Source organism: Candidatus Methylomirabilota bacterium (assembly GCA_035936835.1).
GTDB lineage: Bacteria > Methylomirabilota > Methylomirabilia > Rokubacteriales > CSP1-6 > AR37.
Genome location: DASYVT010000148.1, coordinates 41,624 through 66,372, shown reverse-complemented (window position 1 = coordinate 66,372; position 24,749 = coordinate 41,624). Strand labels below are relative to the sequence as shown.

The following is a 24,749-nucleotide window of genomic DNA, read 5'->3' as shown; positions in this document are numbered from 1 at the left end:
CGGGCTCGAAGGGGCCCCGCGTCGGACCCGTTCGTGCACGCCATCCTCCCGGAAAGACTGAAGGAACCTTGTGGGCGCTCGCCCGGAGGTGTTAGACTCGCCAAGCCGTCGGGTTTTGATCGAGCCTGTTGCGACTAGATGGGAGCGGACCACCATGCTGCTGAGTGTCCTCGCCGGTCTCTTCTCCAACGACCTCGCCATCGACCTGGGCACGGCCAACACCCTCGTGTATGTTCGCGGCGAGGGCATCGTCCTGAACGAGCCCTCGATCGTCGCCATCCACCAGGCCGATCACTCGGTGCTCGCGGTGGGGCACGAGGCCAAGGCGATGATGGGGCGCACGCCCGGCAACATCCTGGCCATCCGTCCGCTCAAGGACGGGGTCATCGCCGACTTCGACGTGACGGAGAAGATGCTCCACTATTTCATCAGCAAGGTGCACCGGCGGCGCACGCTCGTGCACCCGCGCATCGTCATCGGCGTGCCGTCGGGCATCACGCAGGTCGAGAAGCGCGCGGTCCGGGATTCGGCGATGCAGGCGGGGGCGCGCGAGGTCTACCTGATCGAGGAGCCGATGGCCGCGGCGATCGGCGCGGGGCTGCCGATCCAGGAGCCCGGTGGCAACATGATCGTGGACATGGGCGGCGGCACGACCGAAGTCGCCGTCATCTCGCTGTCCGGCATCGTGATTTCGAAGTCCGTGCGGATCGCCGGAGACGAGATGGACGAAGCGATCGTGCAGTACATCAAGAAGCACTACAATCTCCTCGTGGGCGAGCGCCGCGCGGAGGAGATCAAGATCAAGCTGGGGTCGGCCTACCCCATGCCGGGCGAGCGCGCCACCATGGAGGTCAAGGGCCGCGATCTTATCGACGGCATCCCGAAGACCATCGTCGTCACCGACGAGGAAATTCGCGAAGCGCTCCGGGAGCCCGTCATGTCGATCGTGGACACGGTGCGCACCTGCCTCGAGCGGACGCCGCCCGAGCTCGCCGCCGACATCGTGGACAAAGGCATCGTGCTCACGGGGGGAGGGGCGCTCCTGCGCGGCCTCGACCTCCTGCTGCGACAGGAAACGGACCTGCCGATCACCGTAGGCGACGACCCGCTGTCGTGTGTCGCGCTCGGCACCGGCAAGGTCCTCGACGAGTTGGAGCTCCTCAAGAAGGTCGCGATCCCCGCCTAGCCCGCTCGCCGCGTGCGGCTGGTCGGGAGATCGTTGACGCAGGTGGTGTCGGTGAGATTTCGCAGATACGCGCTACTCCTCGCGGTGCTGCTGACGTCCCTGTTCCTGCTGACGGTCCAGACGCGGGGCGGGGGACCGACACGGGCCACCGACCTCGTCGCGCTGGCGATTACCCCGGTCCAGATCCTGCTCGCCAACGCCCACCGCGGTGCCCTCAGCGCCTGGCACACCTTCACGGACTGGAAGACCGTACGAAGCGAGAACATGGCCCTGCGCGCCGACAACGAGCGCTTGCGCGTCCAGTCGCTGCAGGTTCGCGAGACCGACCAGGAGAACAGTCGGCTTCGCCGGCTGCTCGCGCTGCGCGATCGGATGCCGCTTGCAACCCTGACCGGCGAGATCATCGGCCGCGAGGGTGGCGGCTGGGCGCGGTCGCTGACGGTCAACCGCGGCCGCGCCGACGGTGTTGCGCAGCAGATGCCGGTCATCGTCCCCGAGGGTCTGGTCGGTCGTGTGGCCCAGGTGAGATCCGGCGCCTCGATCGTCCAGCTCCTCAACGATCCGACCTCGACCGTCGGCGCCGTCGTCCAACGCACCCGCACGCTCGGCCTCGTCGAGGGTGAGCCGGGCGGGGGCGTGCGCTTCAAGTTCATGGCGCGCGACGGCGCCGGGGTCGCCCCGGGCGATCTCATCGTCACCTCGGGCCTGGGCACGCTCTTCCCGAAGGGGATCCCTGTCGGGCGCGTGACCGCGATCGAGGACAAGGGCTCGGCGCTCTTCCACTTCGCGGTGCTGGCGCCGGCGGTGGACGCAGCAAGGGTCGAGGAAGTGCTGCTGCTCACAGGCCAGCCGGCGCAGGACGTCGCCGGCCTCTTCACCCCGGACGGCTGACGGATGCGCCTCTCCCTCCTGCTGATGGCTTTCGGCGGCAGCCTCGCCCAGTCGAGCGTCGTGCCGTCGTGGAGCGTGGGTGGTGTCAGCCCGGACCTGCCCCTCATCCTGACCGCGCTCATCGCGCTTCGTCGCGGGCCGGAGGCTGGCTGCCTCGTCGGGTTCGCGGCCGGGCTCCTCCAGGACGCGACGGGCGGCGGTCTCCTGGGCGTGCAGGCGCTCTCCCGCGCGCTGGCGGGCTTCGCAATGGGCCTCTTGCCCGGAAGGCTCTGGGTCGGGCACCCGCTGGTGCAGATCCCCGGCCTCGTGCTCCTGACCGTCGCCGAAGGACTCGTGCGATTCGGACTGCTGCAGCTCTTCCACTTCCCGGCCTCGATCGGCGAGCTCCTCGTCCACGTGATCCTGCCGCAGGCCCTCTACAACGGCTTCCTCGGCGCGGCCTGCGTGCTCGCTGTCGAGCTCGCGCACACGCTGCGCGGCAGGCACACGTGGATCTAGCCGGCGAGTCCACGGCGCGTCGGGAGGCGTGGCGGCGTCGCGTCCTCTCGCTGGCCGCAGTGGTCGCCGTCGCCTTCGTCGGGCTGCTGGGCCAGCTCTGGTACCTCCAGGTGCTCGAGGGCGGCAAGCTCCAGGAGCTGTCCGAGAAGAACCGCATCCGGATCCGTCCCGTCGCGGCCCCGCGCGGCATCCTTTTTGACCGGAACGGTCTGGCCCTCGTCGACAACCGTCCTGCATTCACCCTCTCGCTCATCCCGCGGGAAATGGACGACCGCGATACGGTCCTGGCGAGGTTATCGGTGCTGCTCAAGATTCCCATGCGCGAGCTCGAGGAGGCGCTCGAGCGCGTCCCGCCCGACTCCTTCCGCCCCGTGCGCGTGCGGCGCGGGCTCACCCTCGAGGAAGTCACCAAGGTCGAGGAGCGCAAGCTCGAGCTGCCCGGTGTCGTTGTCGAGGTCGAGCCCCAGCGCGTCTACCCAACGAGCACGTTCGCCGCGCACCTCCTCGGCTACGTCCGGGAGGTGAGCGGCGAGCAGATGAAGCAGGGGCGCTACCGCCGCGGCGACATGATCGGACAGAGCGGGCTCGAGCGGATGCTTGACGAGTACCTCCGCGGCCGCGACGGCGGCGAACGCATCGAGGTGGATGCCCTCGGCCGCCCCGTCCAAGTCATGCGCCGTGAAGAACCCGACCCGGGCGCCCAGGTCATCACCACGGTGGACCGGCGGATCCAGGAGGCTGCGGAGCGGGCCATGACGGGGCGCTCGGGCGCCGTGGTTGTCATGGATCCGCGCAACGGCGATGTCCTCGCCATGACCTCGAGCCCCGCGTTCGCGCTCGACCGCCTCACTGGGAACCTCGAGAAGGAAGACTGGCTCAAGGTCGTCCGCGATCCGCTCACGCCCCTGATGAACCGGGCGCTGCAGAGCCAGTACGCCCCCGGGTCCGTCTTCAAGGTCATCGTCGCGGCGGCGGGACTGCAGGAGGGCTCGCTGACGCCCATGGACCGGACGTACTGCAACGGCGAATTCCACCTGGGCCAGTGGACCTTCAAGGACTGGAAGGAAGGCGGTCACGGCCACGTCGACACGCGTTCTGCGCTCGTGCACTCCTGCAACATCTTCTTCTACCAATCGGGCCTCAAGGTCGGGCCGGCGGCCATCGCCCGCTACGCCCAGGCCTTCGGGCTGGGGGCGCCGACGGGCGTAGACCTGGGCGGCGAGAAGCCCGGGCTGGTCCCATTCCTTGACGGTCGGCGACGCGGCGACGGCCGCGGCTGGCAGGCGGGCGACACCGTCAACATGTCCATCGGTCAGGGGCAGCTGCTCGTGACGCCGATGCAGGTGGCGCGCATGATGTCGGCCGTCGCCAACGGCGGGGTCCTCTGGCGCCCGCGGCTCGTCCAGCGCGTGGAGCGCGTGGACGGCACGCTCGCCTATTCCTCCTCCAGCAAGATGACGGGGCGCGTGGACCTCTCACCGGTGGTGTGGGCCTTCCTGCGCCAGGCGCTGTCGGGCGTGGTCAACGAAGGCGGCACAGGAGCCGCCGCGCGCATCCCCGGCGTGGAGGTCGCGGGCAAGACCGGCACGGCGCAGAGCGTGGCCAAGAGCGACAGCGCCAAGGGGCAGGACCACGCCTGGTTTGCCTCCTTCGCGCCCGCGCACGACGCCGAGGTGGTCGTGGTGGTTCTGGTGGAGCGAGGCGGCAAGGGCGGCCAGGTGGCGGCGCCCATCGCGCGGCAGATCTACCAGGCGATCTTCCTCGAAAAGGTCGCGATGGTCTCGCTCGGCGGAGACGGCTGATGCTGCGGGTAGACCGCCGGCTCCTGAAGAACGTGGACTGGCCGCTGTTAGGCGCCGCGTTCGCGATCATCCTGCTGGGCCTCATGTGCCTGTCGAGCCTCGGGCTCGGGCGCGGCGGCTCAGGGCTCGCCTGGCGCCAGCTGATGTGGGTGGGCCTGGGCGTGATGGCGCTCCTTGCGGTCGTGACGTTCGACTACCGGAGCCTCGTCAGGGCCGCGCCGGCTCTGTACCTCCTCGGCTTGGCTTTGCTCGTGACGGTGTTCGTGCTCGGGCGCACGGTCTCGGGAGCGCGGCGCTGGATCCACCTCGGGCCGCTCACGTTCCAGCCCGCCGAGCTCTTCAAGGTAATCTTCATCCTGACGCTCGCCTGGGCGCTGACGTGGCGCCGCGCGCCCCAGCAGACTTCTCGGGGAACTCTCGGGTGGATCATTGCCCTCATCGCGGTTCCCTTCGCGCTCGTCGTCCGCCAGCCGGACCTCGGGACGGCGCTCGTCCTGCTGCCGGTGCTGGGAGCCGTGCTGCTCGGCGTCGGCGTGCGCCTGCGGATTCTGGGCGCGCTGGCGGCGGCGGGCGTCGCCCTCATGCCGCTGGCCTGGCTCGCGCTGAAGCCGTACCAGCGGGACCGGCTCTTCGTGTACCTCGATCCGTTCCGGGATCCGCTCGGGACGGCGTACAATGTGATTCAGGCGAAAATCGCCATTGGTTCCGGTCAACTCCTGGGCAAGGGCATCAGCGGTGCGACGCAGAGCCGGCTGGCCTTTCTTCCGGAGCGCCACACGGATTTCATTTTTGCCGTATTCGCCGAGACGTGGGGGTTCGTCGGCTGTCTGGTGCTGATCCTGGCGTATGGGGTCCTGATCGTGCGGGGCTTCGAGATCGCCGTCGGCACGCGGGAGGCCCGGGGGCGCATCATCGCCCTGGGCGTCACGGCCCTGTTCGCCGCCCAAACGCTCATCAACCTGGGCATGGTAACGGGGCTGTTGCCCGTCGTGGGCATCCCGCTCCCGCTCATGAGCTACGGCGGGTCGTCCATGGTCGCGTCGTTCATGGCGCTGGGGCTCCTCCTCTCGGTTCGAATGCGGCAGTTCCAGTAACCGGGCCCGCCTCTGGCGGGCCTCCTGTCGTGCACCGGGGGCTCACGCCTCCGAACTGGGGACTGCTGCCGTGGGAAAGCGTATCGTCGTCAATGCCGGCGTGACGGAAACCCGTCTCGCCGTGCAGGATGGAACGCAGCTCGTCGAGCTGTACGTGGAGCGCGCCGGCCGCCGCTCCATCGTCGGCAACATCTACAAGGGCGTGGTCACCAACGTCCTGCCCGGCATGCAGGCCGCGTTCGTGGACATCGGCCTCCAGAAGGACGCTTTCCTCTACGCCGGCGACTACACGGCCGACCGCGGCGAGGATCCCGGCGCCATTCCAGCCGACGCCGATGAGGACGCGGCCGATCTCGACGACGGCGAGGGCGACCGCGAGGGCGAGCCCGAGCACCGGCGTGACGCCGTGGCGCCCATCGAGGAGGTCCTGCGCAAGGGCCAGGAGGTGCTCGTCCAGGTCTCCAAGGAATCGCTCGGCACGAAGGGCGCCCGGATCACTTCTTTCGTTTCCATCCCGGGGCGCTACATCGTCTATATGCCGCAGAGCGGCCACGTCGGCGTCTCGCGCCGCATCCAGGACGACGCGGAGCGCGACCGCCTGCGGGGGATCGTCAAGGGCCTACCCCCGCCGCCCGGCGGGTTCATCGTCCGCACGGTCGCCGAAGGCAAGCCGGCCGAGGAGCTGACCGCCGACATCCAGTTCCTGACGCGGTTGTGGGGCCAGGTGCAGAGCCGCTTCGAGTCGGCGCCCGCGCCGTCGCTCCTGCACGCGGAGATGGACCTGACCTTCCGCGTTGTTCGCGACCTCTTTTCGCCGGACATCGAGGAGTTCCTCGTCGACACCCCCGCGGCCTACGAGAAGTGCCTCCACTTCGCCGAGTCGCTGGTGCCGCAGCTCGCCTCCCGCGTCAAGCTGTACGAGGCGCCGCAGCCGGTGTTCGAGTCGACCGGCATCGAGAAGGAGATCGACAAAGCGCTCCGGCGCCGTGTGTGGCTCAAGTCCGGCGGCTACATCGTCATCGACCACACCGAGGCGCTCGTCGCGATCGACGTCAACTCGGGCAAGTACGTCGGCAAGCGCGACTTCGAGGAGACGGTGCTGAAGATCAACCTCGAGGCCGCCACCGAGGTCATCCGGCAGATTCGCCTGCGCGACCTGGGCGGTATCATCATCATCGACTTCATCGACATGGAGCGCGCGGAGCACCGCGACCAGGTCTTCAAGGCCCTGATGAATGCGCTCGCCGACGACAAGGCCCGCACCAACGTCCTCGAGATCTCCGAGCTCGGGGTGGTCGAGATGACGCGCAAGCGCGTGCGCCAGGGGCTCCTATCCCTGCTGACATCGGCGTGCCCGACGTGCAAGGGCGCAGGCACCGTCAAGTCCGACCTGACGCTCGCCGCCGAGATCTTCCGGAAGGTCCAGGCGGGCGCTCGGGAGGGAGGCGGCCGCGAGGTGGTCATCCGCGCGCACCCGGAGATCGCGCACCACATCGAGGCCGAAGAGCGCGAAGGTCTCGAGCGCCTCCAGGGCCTGGTCGCGCGCAAAGTCGTCGTCCAGGGCATGTCCTCGTACCATCGCGAGCAGTACGACCTCTTGTTCCGCTAGCGCGGGCCGCGCGGGAGGAGAGCCATGACCGACCCCATGCCGCTGATCCCGACAACCGTGTGCGGCAGCCACGGGCTGCCGTCCTGGCTCCACCTCGTGCGGGAGGCGGCCGCCGCGGACCGCCTGGGACCGATGGACCTCCAGGAGGCGTACGACGACGCCGTCCGCCTCGCCATCCGGGACCAGGTCGAGGCGGGCGTGGACGTGATCTCCGACGGCGAGATGCGCCGCGTGACCTTCATCCGCAGCTTCTACGACCGGCTGGCCGGTATCCGCCCGCTGCCGATCCCACGGCGCCTGGGCGCTCCCAACTACGACAGCCATTGCCCGTACGAGGTCGTGGACAGGATCACCGCGCCCGAGGGGCTCGGCATCGTCGATGAGTTCCGCTTCGCGCGCCCGCATGCGGACCGGCCGATGCGTGTGGCCGTGCCCGGGCCGATCACGCTGCTCATCCCGCTCCGTCGCGGCGGGCCGTACGCCTCCGAGGACAGCCTGATCGCCGACCTCATCGCGCTCGTCAACGCCGAGATGAAGGCCCTCGTGGCCGCGGGCTGTGACTTCATCCAGGTGGACGAGCCGAACTACGTCATGACCGCTGGCAAGCATCGCATCCTGAAAGGCGAGGCCGGGCCCATGGTGGCGGCGCTCAACGCGACGCTGGAGGGGATCACCGTCAAGACAGCCCTGCACGTGTGCTTTGGGAACGCGCACAATAACTCGTTCGTGTCACCACGGCAGTACCGGCCGCTGTATCCCCGGCTGCTCGACGCGCGGGTCAGCCAGTTCGTCTTCGAGTACGCGAACAGGGAGATGAGCGAGATCGAGCTTTGGAGCGAGTTCCCCACCGACAAGGAAGTCGCCGTGGGCGTGATTGACGTGAAGGCCTTCCGGGTGGAGACGCCGGAGGAGGTCGCCGACCGCGTGCGCTTGGCGCTCAAGCACATCCCCGCAGCACGTCTCTGGCTCGTGCCCGACTGCGGGCTGTGGGAGACGCCGCGCTGGGTCGGGGTCTCCAAGCTCCGCTCGATGGTGGTGGCGGCGCGCATGATCCGCCGCGAGCTGGGCGTCGCGTGACCCGCCCGTCCCGTATCAGTCGGGCACGCATTGTCGAACAGCTCAGGCTGGCGGCCCGAAAGGGTGACCGCGGCGCCCTCATGCTCGCGGCCGAGCAGATGAAGACGCTGGCCTACACGCCGCGATACTGGGACAAGTACCTCGAGCTCCTCGCCAACCCGCTGGCGCGCCTGGTCGACCTCCTGCTGATCAAGCAGGGTGACAAGATCGCCCACCAGAAGGGTTGGACGCGGCCGAAGCGCGAGCGCCGCCCCGCCACGGCGCCGGCTCGCGCCGGTAAGGCCGCGAAGTCGGGGAGCCGGCGGCGCCCTTCCGCGGGACCAGCGCAGCCGTCGCTCTTTCCAGACCTGCCGGCCTGACGCGGCGCCGAGCAGCCCCCGGGCGCGCCGCGGCGACCCCCGCCTTGACCCATGGTAGAGTACCCCAGTAGGGTATATGCCATGACACGGGGAGCGCGGATAGGAGTGCTGCTGGGCGTCACCGCCGCGGGGGTGGCGGCCGCATGTGTCGTGCCGCCCATCCCGCAGGATCCCGCCTATCACCGATTTGCCGACACGCGCCCCCTCGCGAGTGCCCCCAACGGGTGGGCGGTGCTCTCCAACCTGCCTTTCCTGGTCGTCGGGCTCTTGGGGCTCCGGCAGGTCCTGATGGCCCCCGTCGGCGCGTCCGCCTCGTTCGTCGAATCCCGCGAGCGCTGGCCGTACGCGCTGTTCTTCGCGGGCGTCGCGCTCACCGGCGTGGGCTCGGCGTACTATCACTGGGCGCCCGAGAACGCGCGGCTCCTGTGGGACCGGCTGCCCATGACGATCGGCTTCATGGCTCTCCTGGCCGCGGTTGTGGCCGAGCGCGTGAGCGTGACCGCCGGGATCGCGCTGCTGCCGGTGCTTCTCCTGGCTGGAGCGGGCAGCGTCGCGTACTGGTACGCGGGCGAGCTCCACGGCGCGGGCGACCTGCGGCCCTATGCCCTCGTGCAATTCGCGCCGGCGGCGCTGATACCCCTGACGCTGTGGCTCTTCCCTGCGCGCTACACGCACGGCGGCTACCTCATGGGTGTCATCGCCATCTACGGCGCCGCCAAGCTCTTCGAGGTTCTGGACGGCCCGATCTTTTCGATGGGACACTTGCTGAGCGGCCATACACTCAAGCACCTGACGGCGGCTCTCGCGGCCTGGTGGCTGCTGCGGGGTCTCGACGCCAGGCGCCCGGCGGCCGCGGAGGAGCGGACGTGATTGACGACGAGACGAAGGTCAAGGCCCTCGGCCGGCTGCGGCGCATCGAGGGGCAGGTGCAGGGCATCCAGCGCATGGTGGAAGAGGAGAAGTACTGCGTCGACATCCTGCTCCAGCTGACGGCCGTGGAGGGCGCCGTGGAGCAGGTGCAGCGGCTCCTTCTCGGGCGCCACATCGAGTCCTGCGTCGCCGACGCCATCCGGTCGGGCAGCACGCGCGACCGCCAGAAGAAGGTGGACGAGCTGCTCGAGGTGTTCTCCCGGTTTTCGGGGCGGTAGGATGCCACGGCGGTAGGATGCCACGGCGGTAGGATGCCAAGGCGGTAGGATGGAGGTCTGGCCATGACGATGCCCACCGAGACGCCCGCGAGGACGACGGGAGAGGAAGCCCGGCTCGACTTTCCCGTGAAGGGGATGCACTGCGCGGCCTGCGTTGGCAAGGTCGAGCAGGCGCTGCTGGGCGTGCCGGGTGTGAAGACGGCAGCGGTGAACCTGGCCACCGAGCGCGCCACTGTCCGCCTGGGCGCCGGCGGGCCCTCGCTCGACGCGTTGCGCCGGGCTGTGGCCGCGGCGGGCTACACCGTGCCCGCCGACATCGCGGCCACGCCCGAGGCCGCCGACCGCGAACAGGCCGAACGCGCGCGGGAGAACCGGCGCCTGCGACTCAAGTTCGCGGTGGGCGCCGCCCTGTCGGTCCCGGTGCTGCTCGGGAGCATGCACGAGGTCTTCTCCTGGGCGCCTCACTGGCTGCGCGACCCGTTTCTGCTCTGGGCCTTTACGACGCCGGTCCAGTTCTGGGTGGGCTGGCAGTTCCACGCGGGGTTCCTCACGGAGCTGCGCCACCGCTCCGCCAGCATGAACACGCTGGTGTCCATCGGCACCAACGCCGCGTACTTCTTCAGCGTGGCGGTCACGCTTTGGCCCAGCGTGTTCGCGGCCACGGGCGCCATGCCGTACTACGAGGCCTCGGCGCTGCTCATGACCTTTCTCGTCCTCGGGCGCTGGCTCGAGGCGCGCGCGCGGGGCGGCACCTCCGAGGCCATCCGGCGCTTGATCGCGCTTCGACCCAAGACGGCCCGCCTTGTGCGGGCCGGCAGGGAAGAGGACGTGCCCATCGGCCTCGTGTTGGTCGGGGACCTGCTCCGAGTGAGGCCCGGCGAGCGCGTCGCGGTGGACGGCCAGGTGGTCGAGGGCGCATCGGCCGTGGACGAGTCCATGCTCACCGGTGAGAGCCTTCCTGTCGAGAAGGGGCCGGGGACCGCGGTCGTCGGGGGCTCGGTGAACCGGACCGGCGCGTTCACCTTCCGGGCCACACGCGTTGGAAGCGAGACGGTGCTCGCCCAGATCATACGGTTGGTCGAGGAGGCGCAGGGATCCAAGGCGCCGATCCAGCGGCTGGCCGACCGCGTCGCCAGCGTCTTCGTGCCGGTGGTCCTCGTCATCGCCGCGCTTACCTTCTGCGTGTGGTGGGCGTGGGGTCCGGAGCCCTCCTTCTTCTACGCGCTGGCCAACGCCGTCGGCGTCTTGGTCATCGCCTGCCCCTGCGCCATGGGGCTGGCCACGCCCACGGCCATCATGGTCGGCACGGGCAAGGGCGCCGAGCTGGGCGTGCTCGTCAAGAGCGCGGGGGCGCTCGAGCTGCTCCACCGGGTGGGCATTGTCGTCTTCGACAAGACGGGAACGCTCACTGTCGGGAAGCCGGTGGTTACCGACGTCGTCCCGGCGCCCGGCTTCGCCGCCGACGGCCTCTTGGCGCTGGCGGCGGCCGCCGAGCAGGGGTCGGAGCACCCGCTGGGCGAGGCCATCGTCACCGAGGCCAAGGCGCGCGGGCTCGCGCTGCCGCCGGTGAGTGAGTTTCAGGCCGTCCCAGGCCAGGGCGTGGACGCGCTGGCTCCCGACGGGAGGATCCTGCTGGGCAACGCGCGCATGATGCAGGCGCGCGGCCTCGACGTCGCGGGGCTCGTGCCCGTGGCCCGGCGGCTCGCCGCCGAGGGCAAGAGTGTCGTGTACGTCGCCTTCGCCGGAGAGACCCACGGCCTCGTCGCCGTGGCCGATGTCCTCAAGCCGGACGCGCGCGCGGCGGTGGCGGCTCTCCAGGCGCTGGGCATCGAGGTCGCCATGCTCACGGGCGACACGCGGCTGACGGGGGAGGCGATCGCCCGCCAGGCCGGCATCGACCGCGTGCTGGCCGAGGTGCTGCCGGAGCAGAAGGCGGCCGAGATCAAGCGGCTGCAAGGGGAAGGCCGGTTGGTCGCGATGGTCGGTGACGGAATCAACGACGCGCCGGCCCTGGCCCAGGCCGACGTCGGTATCGCGATGGGCTCCGGCACGGACGTGGCCATCGAGGCTGCCGACGTCACGCTGATGAGGGGAAATCTCCATAGGGTCGTGACGGCGGTGGAGCTGTCGCGCCGGACCATCCGGATCATCAAGGAGAACCTGGGCTGGGCCTTCGGGTACAACATCGTGCTGGTGCCGGTGGCCGCCGGGGCGCTCTACCCGCTCTGGGGCATTCTGCTCTCGCCGATCCTGGCGGGCTTGGCGATGGCGCTGTCGTCGGTCTCGGTCGTCGCCAACAGCCTGAGGCTCAAGCGCTTCCACACCACACTGCCCGAGGAGGGAGAACGCGCCATGGCGAAGGATCCGGTGTGCAGTATGGAAGTCGACCCGAAAAAGGCCGCCGCCCAATCGAACTACAAGGGGCAGATGATCTATTTCTGCGCCGCGGGGTGCAAGCAGAAGTTCGACGCCAATCCGGAGAAGTACCTCTCCACGTGATCACCTCTCCGTACCTCGACGGCCGCGACGGCTACGAGCGGAGCATGGAAGGCTGGGTGGACAACACGCACGACGACGCCTTCACTCATACCGTGCGTCTCACCGACGACGACGCGGCCGTGGAGCTCGTGGCGGTGTGCACGCCATCGCCGCGCTATGAGGTGCGCGAGGCCGTGGCGCGGGTTCTCGACGGCGCGGCGGATCCCGCGGCCGCCGAGCGGTTCGGGCAGCTCGCCGGCGCGCGGATGGTGGCGGGCTTCAGCCGGCGCCTGGCGGAGCTGGCGGGGTCGGGGCCGGGCTCGCGGCTCCTCGTAGACGCCGGTATCGAGATCGCGCGCCTCGCGCGTCAGGCGACCAAGCTCCCGCGCGAGGCGACGGCCGGGCTGGCCGCCGGCGGCGCGCGCGCCTGCTGGGACCTCGATACTACTGGATGGATCGATCTCCCCGGCTCCTGCTTCACCTACAGCTCCGCGGGCCGCGCGCTGCTCGAGACGCGGGTCGTCTCGACGCCGATGGTCGCGGATCTCTACAGCCCGTCGCCCGGTGCGCGACGGATCTTCGTGCGGAAGAAAGTCATGCGGCTCGTGCGCACGGGATCGCGGCTCCACCTCTTCCACTCGATGCACGACAACGTCCACGGCTTCGACCTCCATGTCGAGATAAATTTGGAAGACGGAACCGTGGCCGCGGCAGACTCCATCACCTCGCGGCTGCCGTACCAGGGCATCTGCACGGAGCCCCAGGGCAAGATCGGGTCCCTCGTGGGCCAGCCGGCAGACGGGGAGCTGCGCAAGCGCATCCAGACACAGTTGGGCGGCGAGAGTGGTTGCGCCCAGCTGTACGACCTGACGGCGGACCTTCTCAAGCTCTTGAGCTTCTAGCGCGGGGGAACTCATGGACATTCGCACCGAGATGGAGTCGCTGCCCACGGCCGACGGCCTGATGCCGGCCTACGTCTGCAGGCCCGCAGGTCCCGGGCCCCATCCCGCCGTCATCGTCGTCATGGAGGCGTACGGCCTCAACGCCCATATCAAGGACGTAGCCGAGCGCATCGCGCGGGAGGGGTACGTCGCCATCGCGCCCGATCTCTTCTACCGCTTCGGCAGCCCGATCGTGCCATACGAGGACGTGCCGCGCGCGATCGGCTACATCCAGAAGTTCGACGACGCCGTCCTGATGGCGGAGCTGGGCGTGGTCATCCAGCACCTGAAGGGCCGGCCCGACGTGCGGGGCGATCGCATCGGCATCACAGGTTTCTGCGTCGGCGGCCGCATCGCCTTCCTCACCGCGTGCCGGCACCCCGCGGCCATCAAGGTCGCCGTGCCGTTTTACGGCGGCGGCATCGCGGCCGACACGCCGGCCGCGCCGATCAACCTGGCAGACCGCATCCAGTGCCCGGTGCTGTGCTTCTTTGGCGAAGCGGACCGCATGATCCCGATGGACCAGGTCAGGCGCGTGGACGAGACGCTCAAGCGGCTCAAGAAGACGGCCGAGGTGAAGGTCTACAAGGGAGCCGGGCACGGCTTCTTCTGCAACGACCGGGCCTCCTACGACCCGGTTGCCGCCCAGAACGCCTGGGAGACTATGCGCTCTTGGCTCAGCAAGTATCTGACTTAGAAGAATAAATATTCCAGATTGACACCGGAATTAGTCATGATCTAGACTTGTACTGACCGTTTGGTACAATACATTTCCAAGGGGACGTGACGGGCACATGCTGACCGAGACGAAGAGCGCAAAGGGAGCGGCAACGAGGGATCAGATCCTCGACGCGGCCGCCCGCCTGATCCACCTCCAGGGGTACCACTGCACCTCGCTCGACGATGTCCTCCGCGAGAGCGGCGTGGGCAAGGGCAACTTCTACTACCACTTCAAGAGCAAGGAAGAGCTTTGCTACGCCATCATCGACCGGCTGGTGCGCGGCTTTCTCGAGCGCACCCTCGAACCGTCCTTCGTCGATCCCGATCGCGATCCCGTCGCGCAGATCCACGGCTTCCTCGACCGTGTCCTCGACAACCTGCGCCAGCGCAACTGCGTCGGAGGCTGCCCCATCGGCAATCTCGCCTCCGAACTGTCCGACGTCCACGAGGGCTTCAGGCAGCGGCTGGCCGAGATCTTCGTCCAGTGGCGCGCGACGCTGGCCCGATCGCTCCGCCAGGGCCAGGCGTCCGGGCGGCTCAGCGCCGACTGCAATCCCGACGGGGCGGCCCACTTCCTCGTGGCCAGCCTCGAGGGCGCCATCCTCATGAGCAAGGTGACCAAGGACATCACGGTGATGGAGCAATGCGTGGACGAGCTCAAGCGACACCTGACCCTGTACTCCCGGTCTTGAGCGCCCAGTCTTAAGCCGACGACGACAAGCGTGCTCCGCACGGCGGGGCACAGGAGAGTCATGATGAGCTTCCCACAGGCGGAAACGATGACCGAGCCCGAGCCGCGGCCGGCCGGAGCCCCGCGCGTCGACCGCGACGCGGCCCTCCTGGAAGGGCTGCGCCGTGGCGATGCCGCGGCGCCAGAGCTGCTGCTCGATACCTACGGCGACCGCGTCTATCGCTTGGCCATTCGCATCACCGGCAACGAGCAGGATGCCGAGGAGGTCGTCCAGGACGCGCTCTGGACCGCAGCGCGCAAGATCGACACCTTTAAGGGCGAGTCGGCCTTCGGCAGCTGGGTGTACCGGATCACGGCCAACACGGCGTACCAGAAACTTCGCCGGCGGCGCGGCCGACGCAACGAGGTGCTGTGGGACGATCTCCAGCCCGCCTTCGACGAGCACCGCCAACACGCCGAGCCGGTCGCCGACTGGTCGGGCAAGGTCGAGGAGCCGGCGCTCCAGACAGAGCTCAGGACGGTGCTGACGACGGCGATCAACGACCTCCCGGCCGACTACCGGACGGCCTTCCTCATGCATGATGTGGAAGGGCTGTCGAACCCGGAGATCGCCGAGACGCTGCACCTGAGCCTGCCCGCGGTGAAGTCACGCGTGCACCGCTCGCGCCTTTTCCTGCGCGAGCGCCTCTCGCGCTACATGGCGGCCGCATGACCGCCCGCGCCAAGGCGGATACGCGCTGGATCGCCGATTTCCGATCACGCTATGCCGCGTGGTGGCCCGGGGCCGCGCCGCTGATCGAGCAGCACGACTACGCGTCGGCCTTCACGAGCTATCCCTGGCCGGCCTTCACCGAGACGCCCTGGACGCCGCTGACGAAGCCGCTCGCGGCCCTGCGCATCGGCGTGGTCACCACGGGCGGCCTCTATCGCACGGGCCACGACCTGCCCTTCGACGGCAAGGCTCCGGACGGGGACTGGAGCCTCCGCGCCATCCCGGCCGGGACCGCGATCCAGACGCTCGCCATCTCGCACGAGCATTTCCCCCACGAAACCGCGCGTGCGGACATGAACACGATCTTCCCGCTGGACCGGCTGCGCGAGCTCGAAGCGTGCGGCGAGATCGGCGGACTCACGCCGACCCACTACAGCCTGATGGGCTACTGCACCCGAGCGGCCGACATCGCCGAGACCATGGCGCCCGAGATCGCCTCGCGGCTCAAGGCCGAGGGCGCGGACGCGGCTTTCCTCGTACCCGTGTGACCCATCTGCCACCAGTCCGGCGGACTGGTGCAGCGCGAGATCGAGGCCTGGGGCATCCCGACCATCTCACTCTCCAACAACCCAGGGGCGACCGGGCGCGTCATGCCTCCCCGCTGGGCGCACGCACGCTTCCCTCGCGGCAGCATGCTGGGCGAGCCGGGAAACCACGACAAGCAGTTGGCCGTCCTGCGCGCCGCGCTCGCCGCGCTGGCGTCCATCACGACGCCCGGTGGGCACATCGAGCTGCCGTACCGCTGGGAGGCATCCCCGGTCATGTGGCGCGGCAAGCCGCTCCACGAAGGCTCGAACAGCTAACGCCGCGTCCTGCTTGACTTTCGAGCTCCTCCTGTGGTCACATGAGCGCTCGCTCAAATTTCATCCGAAGAGAGGTCAGAGGGCAATGGAAGCGGTCATCGCGACCGGCGGGAAGCAGTACCGGGTGGCCCCGGGCCAGGTGATCAAGGTCGAGCGCCTCGACAAGGCGGCCGGCTCGCCCGTGGAGTTCACGCAGGTGCTCATGGTCAGCAACGACGGGCGGGTGACCGTGGAGCCCAAGGCGCTTGCCGCAGCGAAAGTCACGGGCCAGGTGGTCTCCGAGAAGAAGGGCGCCAAGGTCCTCGTGGTCAAGTTCAAGCGCAGGAAGAACTACCGCCGGCACCGCGGGCACCGGCAGATCATGACCGCGGTCCGCATCACCAAGATCGAGGCATAGCGCGATGGCTCACAAGAAGGGCGTCGGCAGTTCCCGCAACGGGCGTGACTCGAATTCGCAGCGACTGGGCGTCAAGCGCTTCGGCGGGCAGTTCGTGACGTCGGGCAGCATCATTGTCCGCCAGCGCGGCACCCGCTTCAAGGCAGGCGTCGACGTCGGGCTCGGCACGGACCACACGCTGTTCGCCACCTCCGACGGCTACGTTCGCTTCGAGCGCAAGGGCGACGACAAGTACGTCAGCATCGCCCAGCAGCCAGCCTGATCGCGCCCGGCGTCCCCGGGGCCTGAGATGTTCGTCGACGAGATCGACGTCTTCGTCAAGGGCGGCGACGGGGGCGCGGGCTGCGTGAGCTTCCGGCGGGAAAAGTTCATTCCCCGCGGCGGCCCGGACGGCGGCGACGGCGGTGACGGCGGTAGCATCTTCCTCGAAGCTGATCCGTCCATCACCACGCTCCTCGATTTCCACTACCAGCGGCACTACACCGCCGAGCGCGGCCAGCACGGCAAGGGCGCCAACAAAACGGGCGCTTCCGGCGAGGACACGGTCCTGCGCGTGCCGCTCGGCACTGTGGTGTCGGGCCGCGCCACGGGCGAGCGCCTGGGAGACCTGACGGCGCCAGGCGAGCGCGTGCTCGTGGCGCGCGGCGCGCGCGGCGGGCGCGGCAATGCACGGTTCACCAGCTCCACCAATCGCGCGCCGCGCCGCGCCGACCTCGGGCGCCCCGGCGAGGAGCGCTGGATCCACCTCGAGCTCAAGCTCCTGGCCGACGTGGGCGTCGTCGGATTCCCCAACGCCGGTAAGTCCACGCTCGTCTCGCGGCTGTCGGCCGCCAAGCCGAAGATCGCGGACTACCCGTTCACCACGCTCCAGCCGAGCCTGGGGATCGTCCGGGTGGATGAGCATCGCTCCTTCGTCATCGCCGATTTGCCGGGGCTCATCGAAGGGGCCGCCGAGGGCAAGGGGCTCGGCCACCGCTTCCTGCGCCACACCGAGCGGACGCGCGTCCTCGTGCACCTGGTCGATCTCGACCCGGGCTCCGGCCGTGACCCGGTCGAGGACTGGCGCGTCATCCAGGGGGAGCTCGCCGCGTACTCCGGGGAGCTGGCGGCGCGGCCGCAGATCGTGGCGGGGAGCAAGGCCGAGCTGCCCGGCACCGAGGAGCGGCGCCGCGCGCTCGAGAGCTTGTGCGCGGCCGAGGGGCTCTCCTTCCACGCCATCTCATCGGTCACGGGCCTGGGGCTCGACGGGCTGCTGCGCGATATTGCCAAGATCCTGACGAGCCACATATGGGCGCCCGCCGCGGGCTGACACGGGCGCGGCGTCTCGTGGTCAAGGTCGGCAGCGGCCTGATCACGAGCCCGGGCGAAGGGCTCGACGGCAAGCGCATCACGGCGCTGGCCGGAGACATCGCCGCGCTCGTCGCCGAGCGCCGGGAGGTCGCGCTCGTGTCGTCGGGTGCCATCGCCGCGGGCATTGCGCGGCTGGGCCTCACGTCCCGCCCGCGCTCGATCCCGGAGAAGCAGGCCGCTGCGGCCGTCGGGCAGTCGGCGCTCATGTGGCACTACGAGCAGGCCTTCAAGCGCCACGGCATCAAGGTCGGCCAGGTGCTTCTGACCTCTCAGGACATCAGCGACCGCGGCCGGTACTTGAACGCCCGCAACACGCTGCTGGCGCTGCTCCACTTCGGCGTGCTGCCCATCATCAACGAGAACGACACGGTCGCCGTGGACGAGATCAAGGTGGGCGACAACGACAACCTGGCGGCCCTCGTCGCCCACCTCATCGACGCCGACCTGCTGGTGCTGCTGACGGACGTCGACGGCCTCTACACGGGCGACCCGCGGCGCGATCCCTCGGCGCGCCGCATCGAGACGGTCGAGGCCGTGACCGAGGAGATCCGCAAGCTCTGCTTCGACGAAGTCGGCCGGGTCTCGGTCGGCGGCATGGCCACCAAGCTCGAGGCGGCGCAGAAGGCCGGCGCCTCCGGCATCCCCATGGTGATCGCAAGCGGCCGCGAGCCCGGCACGCTGGGCCGCCTGCTCAAGGGCGAACCGCTGGGGACCCACTTCCTGCCGCGCGACGACAGGCTGGCGGCGCGTAAACGCTGGATCGCGTTCGCCGTCCCGCCGCAGGGGCGGCTGACCGTTGACGCCGGGGCGCGAAAGGCGTTGACTGAGAAGGGGAAGAGCCTTCTGCCGTCGGGTGTGGTGGGCGTCCAGGGCGAGTTCAGCGCCGGCGAGGTCGTGGCGCTGGCCGAGCCCGACGGCCAGGAGTTCGCGCGGGGGCTCGTCAACTACGACGCGGCCGAGTTGAGGAAGATCCGCGGCGCGAAGACGGCCGAGATCGAGAAGGTCCTGGGGTACAAGGGGCTCGCCGAGGTCATCCATCGGGACAACCTGGTGGTGCTCTCCGGCCCGGGAGGATGCTGACCATGGACGTGACGGCGCACGTGACCGCGAAGGCGCGGGCGGCGAAGGAGGCGGCCCGCGCGCTGGCCCTTGCCTCCACCCGCGCCAAGAACGAGGCGCTGCTTCAGATGGCCCGCGGGCTCGAGGAGAAGACGGCCCCCGTGCTCGAGGCCAACCGCGCTGACGTCGAACGCGGACGGGCCGCCGGGCTCACCTCGGCCTTCATCGACAGGCTGACGCTCTCCGAGGCGCGCATCGAAGAGATGGCGGCGGGTCTGCGCCAGATCGCGGCGCTGCCCGACCCCGTGGGCGAGACCGTCGAGGCCTGGCGCCGGCCCAACGGGATCGAGATCTCGCGCGTCCGCGTCCCGCTGGGCGTCATCGGCTTCATCTACGAGTCGCGCCCCAACGTCACGGCGGACGCCGCCGGCCTCTGCCTCAAGTCCGGCAACGCGGTGTTGCTGCGCGGCGGCAGCGAGGCGCTCGCGTCCAACGCCGCCATCGTCAACGTGCTCGGCAAGGCGGTGGAGAAGGCCGGCCTGCCCGCGGACTCGGTGCAGGTTGTGGACACCGCCGACCGCGCGGCGGTTATGGCCATGCTCACGCTCGACCGCTTCGTCGATCTCATCATCCCGCGCGGCGGCGAAGAGTTCGTGCGGCTGGTCGCCGAGCGCGCCACGGTGCCCGTCCTCAAGCATGACAAAGGCGTGTGCCACGTCTACGTGGACGCCGGCGCCGACCTCGACATGGCCGCGGCCATCGCGGTCAACGCCAAGGCGCAGCGCGTGAGCGTGTGCAACTCCATGGAGACCCTCCTCGTGGACGCCGCGGTGGCAGCACGCTTCCTGCCAAAGGTGGCGGCGCGGATGCGCGAGGCCGGGGTAGAGATGCGCGGGGACGACCGCACGCGGGCTGTCGTGCCCGACGCACGGCCGGCGACGGACGCCGACTGGGACACGGAGTACCTCGACTATATCGTCGCGATCCGGGTCGTCGACGGACTGGACGCCGCCATCGAGCACATCCGGCGCCACGGCTCCGGGCTGGCCGAGGCCATCGTGACGTCCGACCTCCGGAACAGCCGCCGCTTCACTCGTGAGGTGGACGCCGCCGCAGTCCTCGTCAACGCCTCGACGCGCCTCGTGGACGGCTCGCAGTTCGGCATGGGCGCCGAGATGGGCATCTCGACCTCGCGGCTGCACGCGCGCGGGCCCGTCGGCGTGCGCGAGCTGACCACGATCAAGTTCGTCTTGATGGGTGACGGCCAGGTGCGGGAGTAGCGGCCCCGGTGCCCAAGGTCGGCATGTTCGGCGGCTCGTTCAACCCGATCCACTTCGGACACCTGCTCCTCGCCGACGAGATCTGCGAGGCCCTGGCTTTCGACCGAGTGCTCTTCGTGCCGGCGGCCGTCCCGCCCCACAAGCCCGCGGCCGAACTGGCGTCGGCGGAGCATCGGTACCGGATGACCGAGCTGGCCGTCAGCCTACACCCGCGCTTCGCCGTCTCGGACGTCGAGCTCCACCGCCGGGGACCTTCCTACACCGTGGATACGCTCCAGGCGCTCCGGGGTGAAGGCGACCTCCATCTGCTGATCGGCTCGGAAACCTTTCTCGACCTCTTGAGCTGGCGGGAGCCGCGGGAGGTCGCCCGCCTGGCGCGTCTGGTCGTCGTGCCGCGCACGGGCGCCGACTTCGAGTCCGAGGCGCCGGCGGCCCAGAAGGTCCTCCACGAGCTTGGACTATCCGCCTTCGGTAGCGCGGACGGACCCGTGCTCTACCGCGCGGCCTCGCTGCCGATCTCGGGCTCGGACCTGCGCAGCCGCGCGCGTGACGGCAGGAGCCTCGCCTACCGGATGCCTGAGCCCGTCGCCGCCTACATCCGCGAGCACCGCCTGTACCGCCCGGCACCCTGATGGCACCCCTTTCCGCTGAAGTCACCGCGCGCCTGGCGGCCCGCGCCGCGCTGGGCAAGAACGCCGAGGACCTCGTCATCCTCGATCTCCGGGGACTGTCCACGGTCGCCGACTTCTTCGTCGTCACGAGCGCGCGCTCGACGACGCAGGCCGACACGATCGTCGAGGCCGTGCGTATGGCGCTCAAGGGCGCGGCTACGCGGCCGCGACACCAGGAGGGCAGCGCAGCGAGCGGGTGGCTGCTGCTGGACTACGTCGACGTCATCGTGCACGTCTTCGTCGGAGTGACGCGGCACTTCTACGCGCTCGAGCGCCTGTGGGGCGACGCGCCGCTCCTCTCCGTGGAGCGGGGAGCGGCCGCCGGCGATTGATTTCCGCTGGAGGGCGTGGTAGCCTTCGCCACTAATTCCGGCCCCGGACCGCCGTGTCGCGGAGGAGACAGCGATGAGGAAGGACCGCTTGGCCCAGTTCAAGAAGAAGCTGGAGGAGAAGCATCGCCAGCTCTCCGAAGGAGTGGACAAGACCGTGCTCTACGCCAAGGGTCCCGAGGACGACTCCACGAAGGACCTCGGCGACCAGGCCGCGATGTCCTACAACCGCGAGTTCCTCTTCGAGCTGAGCAACGGCGACCGCCGGGTCCTGAAAGAGGTCGTCTCCGCGCTGCAGAAGATCGACGGAGGCAGCTTCGGCGACTGCGAGCGGTGCGGGGAGGCCATCTCCGACAAGCGCCTCGAAGCGCTGCCCTTCGCCCGCTACTGCATCGACTGCCAGCGGCTCATCGAAGAAGAAGAGCGCACCGCCGCCGGGTAGCGCCGCCCGGGAGCCCTAAAGCCGTGTCCGTCCGCATCGGCGTCCTGCTTGCTCTCGGTTTCGGCGCCGCCGTCGCATACCTCGCCTCACTAAACACCGCGCGCGTCAGCATAGCCGTCGCCGCCGATTGGGCCTGGGAGGTCCCGCTGGCCGCGCTGGTGGTTGGCGCGTTCCTCGCCGGCGCGGTGCTGGCCTTGCTCCTCGGCTTCGTCCGCGACCTCGGACGCTCCTACCGCGACTACCAGCGCGCGCGCGAGGCCCGGCGCGCCGAATCCCTCGGGGACGTCTACCACCGCGGCGTGGACGCCCAGCTGTCCGGTCGCGCCGACGCGGCGCTCCAGATCTACGAGGAGCTCTTGACGCGGGATCCCGGCCACGCGCAGGCGCACGCGCGGCTGGGCGAGCTCGCGCTGGAGCGCGGAGACGCCCACGGGGCCCTGGTCCACCACCTGGACGCGCTCCGGGGCGAGGAGCGACCCGAGCTCGTGCTCGCGGCGGCGGAGGACTTCCGGCGGACGGGCCGCCCTGGGGAGGCCGCGGCCCTGCTCGAGCGCCTGCTGGTCCGCGACCACGACCACGTGGCCGCGCTTCGCGCCCTGCGCGATCTCGCCGTGGCCGAGGGGCGGTGGCAGCAGGCGCTCGGCGCGCAGGAGCGGTTCGTCGCCCTCGGCCCGGGCGAGCGGCGCCCGGAACAGGCGATGCTGGCCGGCATCCAGTACGAGCTCGGGCGGGCGCTTCTCGCCGGGGGCCAGGTTCAGGCCGCCATCGCCCGCTTCCGCGACGCGCTCCGCTCCCAGTCCGATTTCGTGCCCGCCATCATTTCGCTAGGAGACGCTCACAGGGCGGCGGGCGACAGCCGGGAGGCCCTCCGCGTGTGGGAGCGGGCGGTCGAGATCCATCCGGAGCTTCCGCTCCTGGCCCGCCTCGAGCAGGCGTACAGGGTCGAGGGCCGCCCGACACGGATGATCGCGCTGTACCAGGCTGCGAGCGCGCGCGCTCCGGAGAGCGTGCCGCTGGCCTTCGCCCTCGGCCGCGTCTATTTCGAGCTCGCCATGCTGGACGAGGCCGCCGACCAGTTTCAGAAGGTGGAGGTCCGGGAGCCGAACCTGCCCGGGCTCCACGCCGTCCTCGGTGCGATCTTCGAGCGCCGCGGACAGACGGCAGAGGCGTTCGAGGAATACCGGCGGGCGCTCACGCTCAGCGGCGCGTTCGACTGGCCCTACCGCTGTAGCGCGTGCGGGGCCGAGCACGGGCGCTGGATCGACCGGTGCCCGTCATGCCGCGGCTGGAACACGTCGCGCCCGTAGCTCCCCGCGAGGAGGCGGAGTGGCGGCAGTGGGTCACCGCCGCCCTCGACCTCGTCTTCCCTCCGCTCTGCCCGGTCTGCGACGGGATGCTCGGCGCCGGCCGGCGCGACCCGCTCTGCGGCGCGTGCTGGGAAGGCTTCGAGCGGATCGCGCCGCCGTGGTGCCGGTGCTGCGGCGCCCCGCTCGGTATCGAGGGGCTCTGCGGTGCGTGCCGGGGCCGGCGGCCGGGCTTCGCGTACGCGCGCGCGGCTGTGCTCTACGGCGGTCTCGTGCGCGAGGCGATCCACGCTTTCAAGTTCGGCGGACGGCGCGGGATGGCGAATCCGCTGGGCGACCTCCTCGCCGGGCTGGGTCTCTCTGCGCTGCCGGGCGCTGCGCCTGACGTCCTCGTGCCGGTCCCGCTCCATCCCCGCCGCGCGCGCGAGCGGGGCTACGACCAGGCGCTGCTCCTGGCCCGGCGCCTCGAGCGCGCCTGGAGCGTGCCGGTGGTGGCCGACGCCCTCCTGCGGGCCGTGCCGACCCAGCCCCAGACCGATCTCGACGCCGCGGCGCGCAGGCGGAATGTCCGCGACGCCTTCGCGGTGCGCCGCCCCGAGCTGATCGCCGATCGCCACGTCGTGCTTGTGGACGACGTGCTCACCACCGGCGCCACGGCGGGGGAGTGCGCCCGCAGCCTCTACCGGGCAGGGGCGGCCGCCGTCGGCGTCCTGACCGTCGCCCGGGCCCTCTAACCGTCCCCCAAAGACGTTGCGGGCCCGGCCCGCCCCGCCTATAATCAGGGCTCTCGTGAGGCGGAAGTCGCCGCCAATCCTCAATAATCGTCACCAAGGAGCGCATCATGGGCGTGCGGGTGGGGGTCAACGGGTTCGGGCGCATCGGTCGGGTGTTCTTTCGCGCGGCGCTCCAGGCGCCGGAGCTCGAGGTGGTGGCGGTCAATGACCTGGCGGACGCCAAGACGCTCGCCCACCTTCTGAAGTACGACTCGGTCCACGGCATCCTCGACGCCGAGGTGACGCACAAGGGCGAGGCGATCTTCGTCAACGGGCGCGAGGTGCGCGTCTGCTCCGCGAAGGATCCGGCGACCTTGCCATGGGGCGAGATGGGCGTGGACATCGTCGTCGAATCCACAGGTGTCTTCCGCGACAAAGCCACGACGACCAAGCACCTGCAGGCGGGCGCCAAGAAGGTCGTGATCACGGCGCCGGCCAAGGACCCCGACATCACCATCGTGCTGGGCGTCAACGAGCACAAGTACGACCCGGTCAAGCACGAGCTCGTCTCCAACGCCTCGTGCACCACCAACTGCCTCGCCACCGTCGCCAAGGTCCTGCTCGACAACTTCGGCATCAAGCGCGGCTTCGCTTCCACCGTGCACTCCTACACCAACGACCAGCCCATCCACGACTTCCCGCACAAGGATCTGCGCCGCGCGCGCGCGGGCGCCGTCAGCATGATCCCGACGACGACGGGCGCCGCGACCGCCGTGGGACTCGTGTTGCCCGAGCTCAAGGGCAAGCTCGACGGGATCGCGATCCGCGTGCCGACCGTCAATGTCTCGGTGCTGGACCTGACCGCTGATCTCGAGAAGCCGACGACGGCGGCGGCGGTCAATGATGCCTTCCGCGCCGCCGCGACGGGCGCGCTGCGCGGGATCCTTGACGCGACGGACGAGCAGCTGGTCTCGGTGGACTTCAACGGGAACCCGCACTCGTCCATCGTGGACCTGCAGTCCACCGCGGTCATCGACGGCACCATGGTCAAGGTCCTCGCCTGGTACGACAACGAGTGGGGCTACTCGAACCGAGTCAAGGACCTCATCCGGTATATGTCGAAGTCACTGTAGCC

Annotated in this window: 28 protein-coding genes; all 28 read left to right on the top strand. The window is 69.8% G+C overall.

Features of this window, described 5'->3' with window-relative positions:
- Positions 1–154: 154 nt before the first annotated feature.
- The 28 genes from VGV06_13570 to gap all read left to right on the top strand — a co-directional run bounded on the left by VGV06_13570 (position 155) and on the right by gap (position 24,747).
- On the top strand, positions 155–1,186 hold the full coding sequence (locus VGV06_13570; protein HEV2056182.1) for a rod shape-determining protein: 1,032 nt from the start codon (positions 155–157) through the stop codon (positions 1,184–1,186).
- 51 nt (positions 1,187–1,237) lie between these two features.
- Positions 1,238–2,077 (top strand): rod shape-determining protein MreC, encoded by an 840-nt coding sequence (gene mreC / locus VGV06_13565; protein ID HEV2056181.1) that lies wholly within the window; start codon positions 1,238–1,240, stop codon positions 2,075–2,077.
- Between the two features lie 3 nt (positions 2,078–2,080).
- Complete coding sequence (gene mreD / locus VGV06_13560; protein HEV2056180.1) at positions 2,081–2,575, top strand: rod shape-determining protein MreD; 495 nt, start codon at positions 2,081–2,083, stop codon at positions 2,573–2,575.
- Positions 2,566–4,377, top strand: coding sequence for a penicillin-binding protein 2 (gene mrdA, locus VGV06_13555; protein ID HEV2056179.1), 1,812 nt, complete (start codon positions 2,566–2,568; stop codon positions 4,375–4,377). Before mreD ends, mrdA begins: the two co-directional genes overlap by 10 nt.
- Entirely contained in the window at positions 4,377–5,471 is a 1,095-nt protein-coding gene (gene rodA / locus VGV06_13550; protein ID HEV2056178.1) for a rod shape-determining protein RodA, read from the top strand. Before mrdA ends, rodA begins: the two co-directional genes overlap by 1 nt.
- Before the next feature lie 70 nt (positions 5,472–5,541).
- Complete coding sequence (locus tag VGV06_13545; protein ID HEV2056177.1) at positions 5,542–7,080, top strand: Rne/Rng family ribonuclease; 1,539 nt, start codon at positions 5,542–5,544, stop codon at positions 7,078–7,080.
- A gap of 24 nt (positions 7,081–7,104) precedes the next feature.
- A complete protein-coding gene (locus VGV06_13540) occupies positions 7,105–8,157 on the top strand; it encodes a cobalamin-independent methionine synthase II family protein (protein ID HEV2056176.1) in 1,053 nt (350 codons plus the stop codon).
- Positions 8,154–8,516 (top strand): hypothetical protein, encoded by a 363-nt coding sequence (locus VGV06_13535; protein ID HEV2056175.1) that lies wholly within the window; start codon positions 8,154–8,156, stop codon positions 8,514–8,516. The genes VGV06_13540 and VGV06_13535 overlap by 4 nt, the downstream gene beginning before the upstream one ends.
- 81 nt (positions 8,517–8,597) lie before the next feature.
- Complete coding sequence (locus tag VGV06_13530) at positions 8,598–9,386, top strand: alkaline phytoceramidase (GenBank protein ID HEV2056174.1); 789 nt, start codon at positions 8,598–8,600, stop codon at positions 9,384–9,386.
- Positions 9,383–9,664 (top strand): metal-sensitive transcriptional regulator, encoded by a 282-nt coding sequence (locus VGV06_13525; GenBank protein ID HEV2056173.1) that lies wholly within the window; start codon positions 9,383–9,385, stop codon positions 9,662–9,664. Before VGV06_13530 ends, VGV06_13525 begins: the two co-directional genes overlap by 4 nt.
- A 63-nt stretch (positions 9,665–9,727) precedes the next feature.
- Complete coding sequence (locus tag VGV06_13520) at positions 9,728–12,163, top strand: heavy metal translocating P-type ATPase (protein HEV2056172.1); 2,436 nt, start codon at positions 9,728–9,730, stop codon at positions 12,161–12,163.
- Entirely contained in the window at positions 12,160–13,044 is an 885-nt protein-coding gene (locus VGV06_13515; GenBank protein ID HEV2056171.1) for a DUF2889 domain-containing protein, read from the top strand. The genes VGV06_13520 and VGV06_13515 overlap by 4 nt, the downstream gene beginning before the upstream one ends.
- A 13-nt stretch (positions 13,045–13,057) precedes the next feature.
- Entirely contained in the window at positions 13,058–13,780 is a 723-nt protein-coding gene (locus VGV06_13510) for a dienelactone hydrolase family protein (protein HEV2056170.1), read from the top strand.
- A 97-nt stretch (positions 13,781–13,877) separates the two neighbouring features.
- Complete coding sequence (locus VGV06_13505) at positions 13,878–14,495, top strand: TetR family transcriptional regulator C-terminal domain-containing protein (protein ID HEV2056169.1); 618 nt, start codon at positions 13,878–13,880, stop codon at positions 14,493–14,495.
- An 87-nt stretch (positions 14,496–14,582) separates the two neighbouring features.
- Positions 14,583–15,206 carry an RNA polymerase sigma factor gene (locus VGV06_13500; GenBank protein ID HEV2056168.1) on the top strand — a complete coding sequence of 208 codons (624 nt, stop codon included), beginning with the start codon at positions 14,583–14,585 and terminating at the stop codon, positions 15,204–15,206.
- Positions 15,203–15,754, top strand: coding sequence for a glycine/sarcosine/betaine reductase selenoprotein B family protein (locus VGV06_13495; GenBank protein ID HEV2056167.1), 552 nt, complete (start codon positions 15,203–15,205; stop codon positions 15,752–15,754). Before VGV06_13500 ends, VGV06_13495 begins: the two co-directional genes overlap by 4 nt.
- 27 nt (positions 15,755–15,781) lie before the next feature.
- Entirely contained in the window at positions 15,782–16,069 is a 288-nt protein-coding gene (locus VGV06_13490) for a hypothetical protein (protein ID HEV2056166.1), read from the top strand.
- Between the two features lie 85 nt (positions 16,070–16,154).
- Positions 16,155–16,466 (top strand): 50S ribosomal protein L21, encoded by a 312-nt coding sequence (gene rplU, locus VGV06_13485; GenBank protein ID HEV2056165.1) that lies wholly within the window; start codon positions 16,155–16,157, stop codon positions 16,464–16,466.
- Positions 16,467–16,470: 4 nt separating this feature from the next.
- Positions 16,471–16,728 (top strand): 50S ribosomal protein L27, encoded by a 258-nt coding sequence (gene rpmA, locus VGV06_13480; GenBank protein HEV2056164.1) that lies wholly within the window; start codon positions 16,471–16,473, stop codon positions 16,726–16,728.
- Between the two features lie 27 nt (positions 16,729–16,755).
- A complete protein-coding gene (obgE, locus tag VGV06_13475; GenBank protein ID HEV2056163.1) occupies positions 16,756–17,775 on the top strand; it encodes a GTPase ObgE in 1,020 nt (339 codons plus the stop codon).
- Entirely contained in the window at positions 17,754–18,896 is a 1,143-nt protein-coding gene (gene proB, locus VGV06_13470) for a glutamate 5-kinase (GenBank protein HEV2056162.1), read from the top strand. Before obgE ends, proB begins: the two co-directional genes overlap by 22 nt.
- Positions 18,897–18,898: 2 nt before the next feature.
- On the top strand, positions 18,899–20,155 hold the full coding sequence (locus VGV06_13465; GenBank protein HEV2056161.1) for a glutamate-5-semialdehyde dehydrogenase: 1,257 nt from the start codon (positions 18,899–18,901) through the stop codon (positions 20,153–20,155).
- A gap of 8 nt (positions 20,156–20,163) precedes the next feature.
- The gene (nadD, locus tag VGV06_13460) at positions 20,164–20,787 is read left to right on the top strand and encodes a nicotinate-nucleotide adenylyltransferase (GenBank protein ID HEV2056160.1); all 624 of its coding nucleotides are present in this window, start codon (positions 20,164–20,166) and stop codon (positions 20,785–20,787) included.
- The gene (gene rsfS / locus VGV06_13455; protein HEV2056159.1) at positions 20,787–21,158 is read left to right on the top strand and encodes a ribosome silencing factor; all 372 of its coding nucleotides are present in this window, start codon (positions 20,787–20,789) and stop codon (positions 21,156–21,158) included. The genes nadD and rsfS overlap by 1 nt, the downstream gene beginning before the upstream one ends.
- 73 nt (positions 21,159–21,231) lie before the next feature.
- Positions 21,232–21,597 (top strand): TraR/DksA family transcriptional regulator, encoded by a 366-nt coding sequence (locus VGV06_13450; GenBank protein HEV2056158.1) that lies wholly within the window; start codon positions 21,232–21,234, stop codon positions 21,595–21,597.
- Between the two features lie 23 nt (positions 21,598–21,620).
- A complete protein-coding gene (locus VGV06_13445; protein HEV2056157.1) occupies positions 21,621–22,904 on the top strand; it encodes a lipopolysaccharide assembly protein LapA domain-containing protein in 1,284 nt (427 codons plus the stop codon).
- A complete protein-coding gene (locus tag VGV06_13440; GenBank protein ID HEV2056156.1) occupies positions 22,874–23,635 on the top strand; it encodes a ComF family protein in 762 nt (253 codons plus the stop codon). The genes VGV06_13445 and VGV06_13440 overlap by 31 nt, the downstream gene beginning before the upstream one ends.
- Before the next feature lie 107 nt (positions 23,636–23,742).
- Positions 23,743–24,747 (top strand): type I glyceraldehyde-3-phosphate dehydrogenase, encoded by a 1,005-nt coding sequence (gene gap / locus VGV06_13435; protein ID HEV2056155.1) that lies wholly within the window; start codon positions 23,743–23,745, stop codon positions 24,745–24,747.
- Positions 24,748–24,749 lie beyond the last annotated feature (2 nt).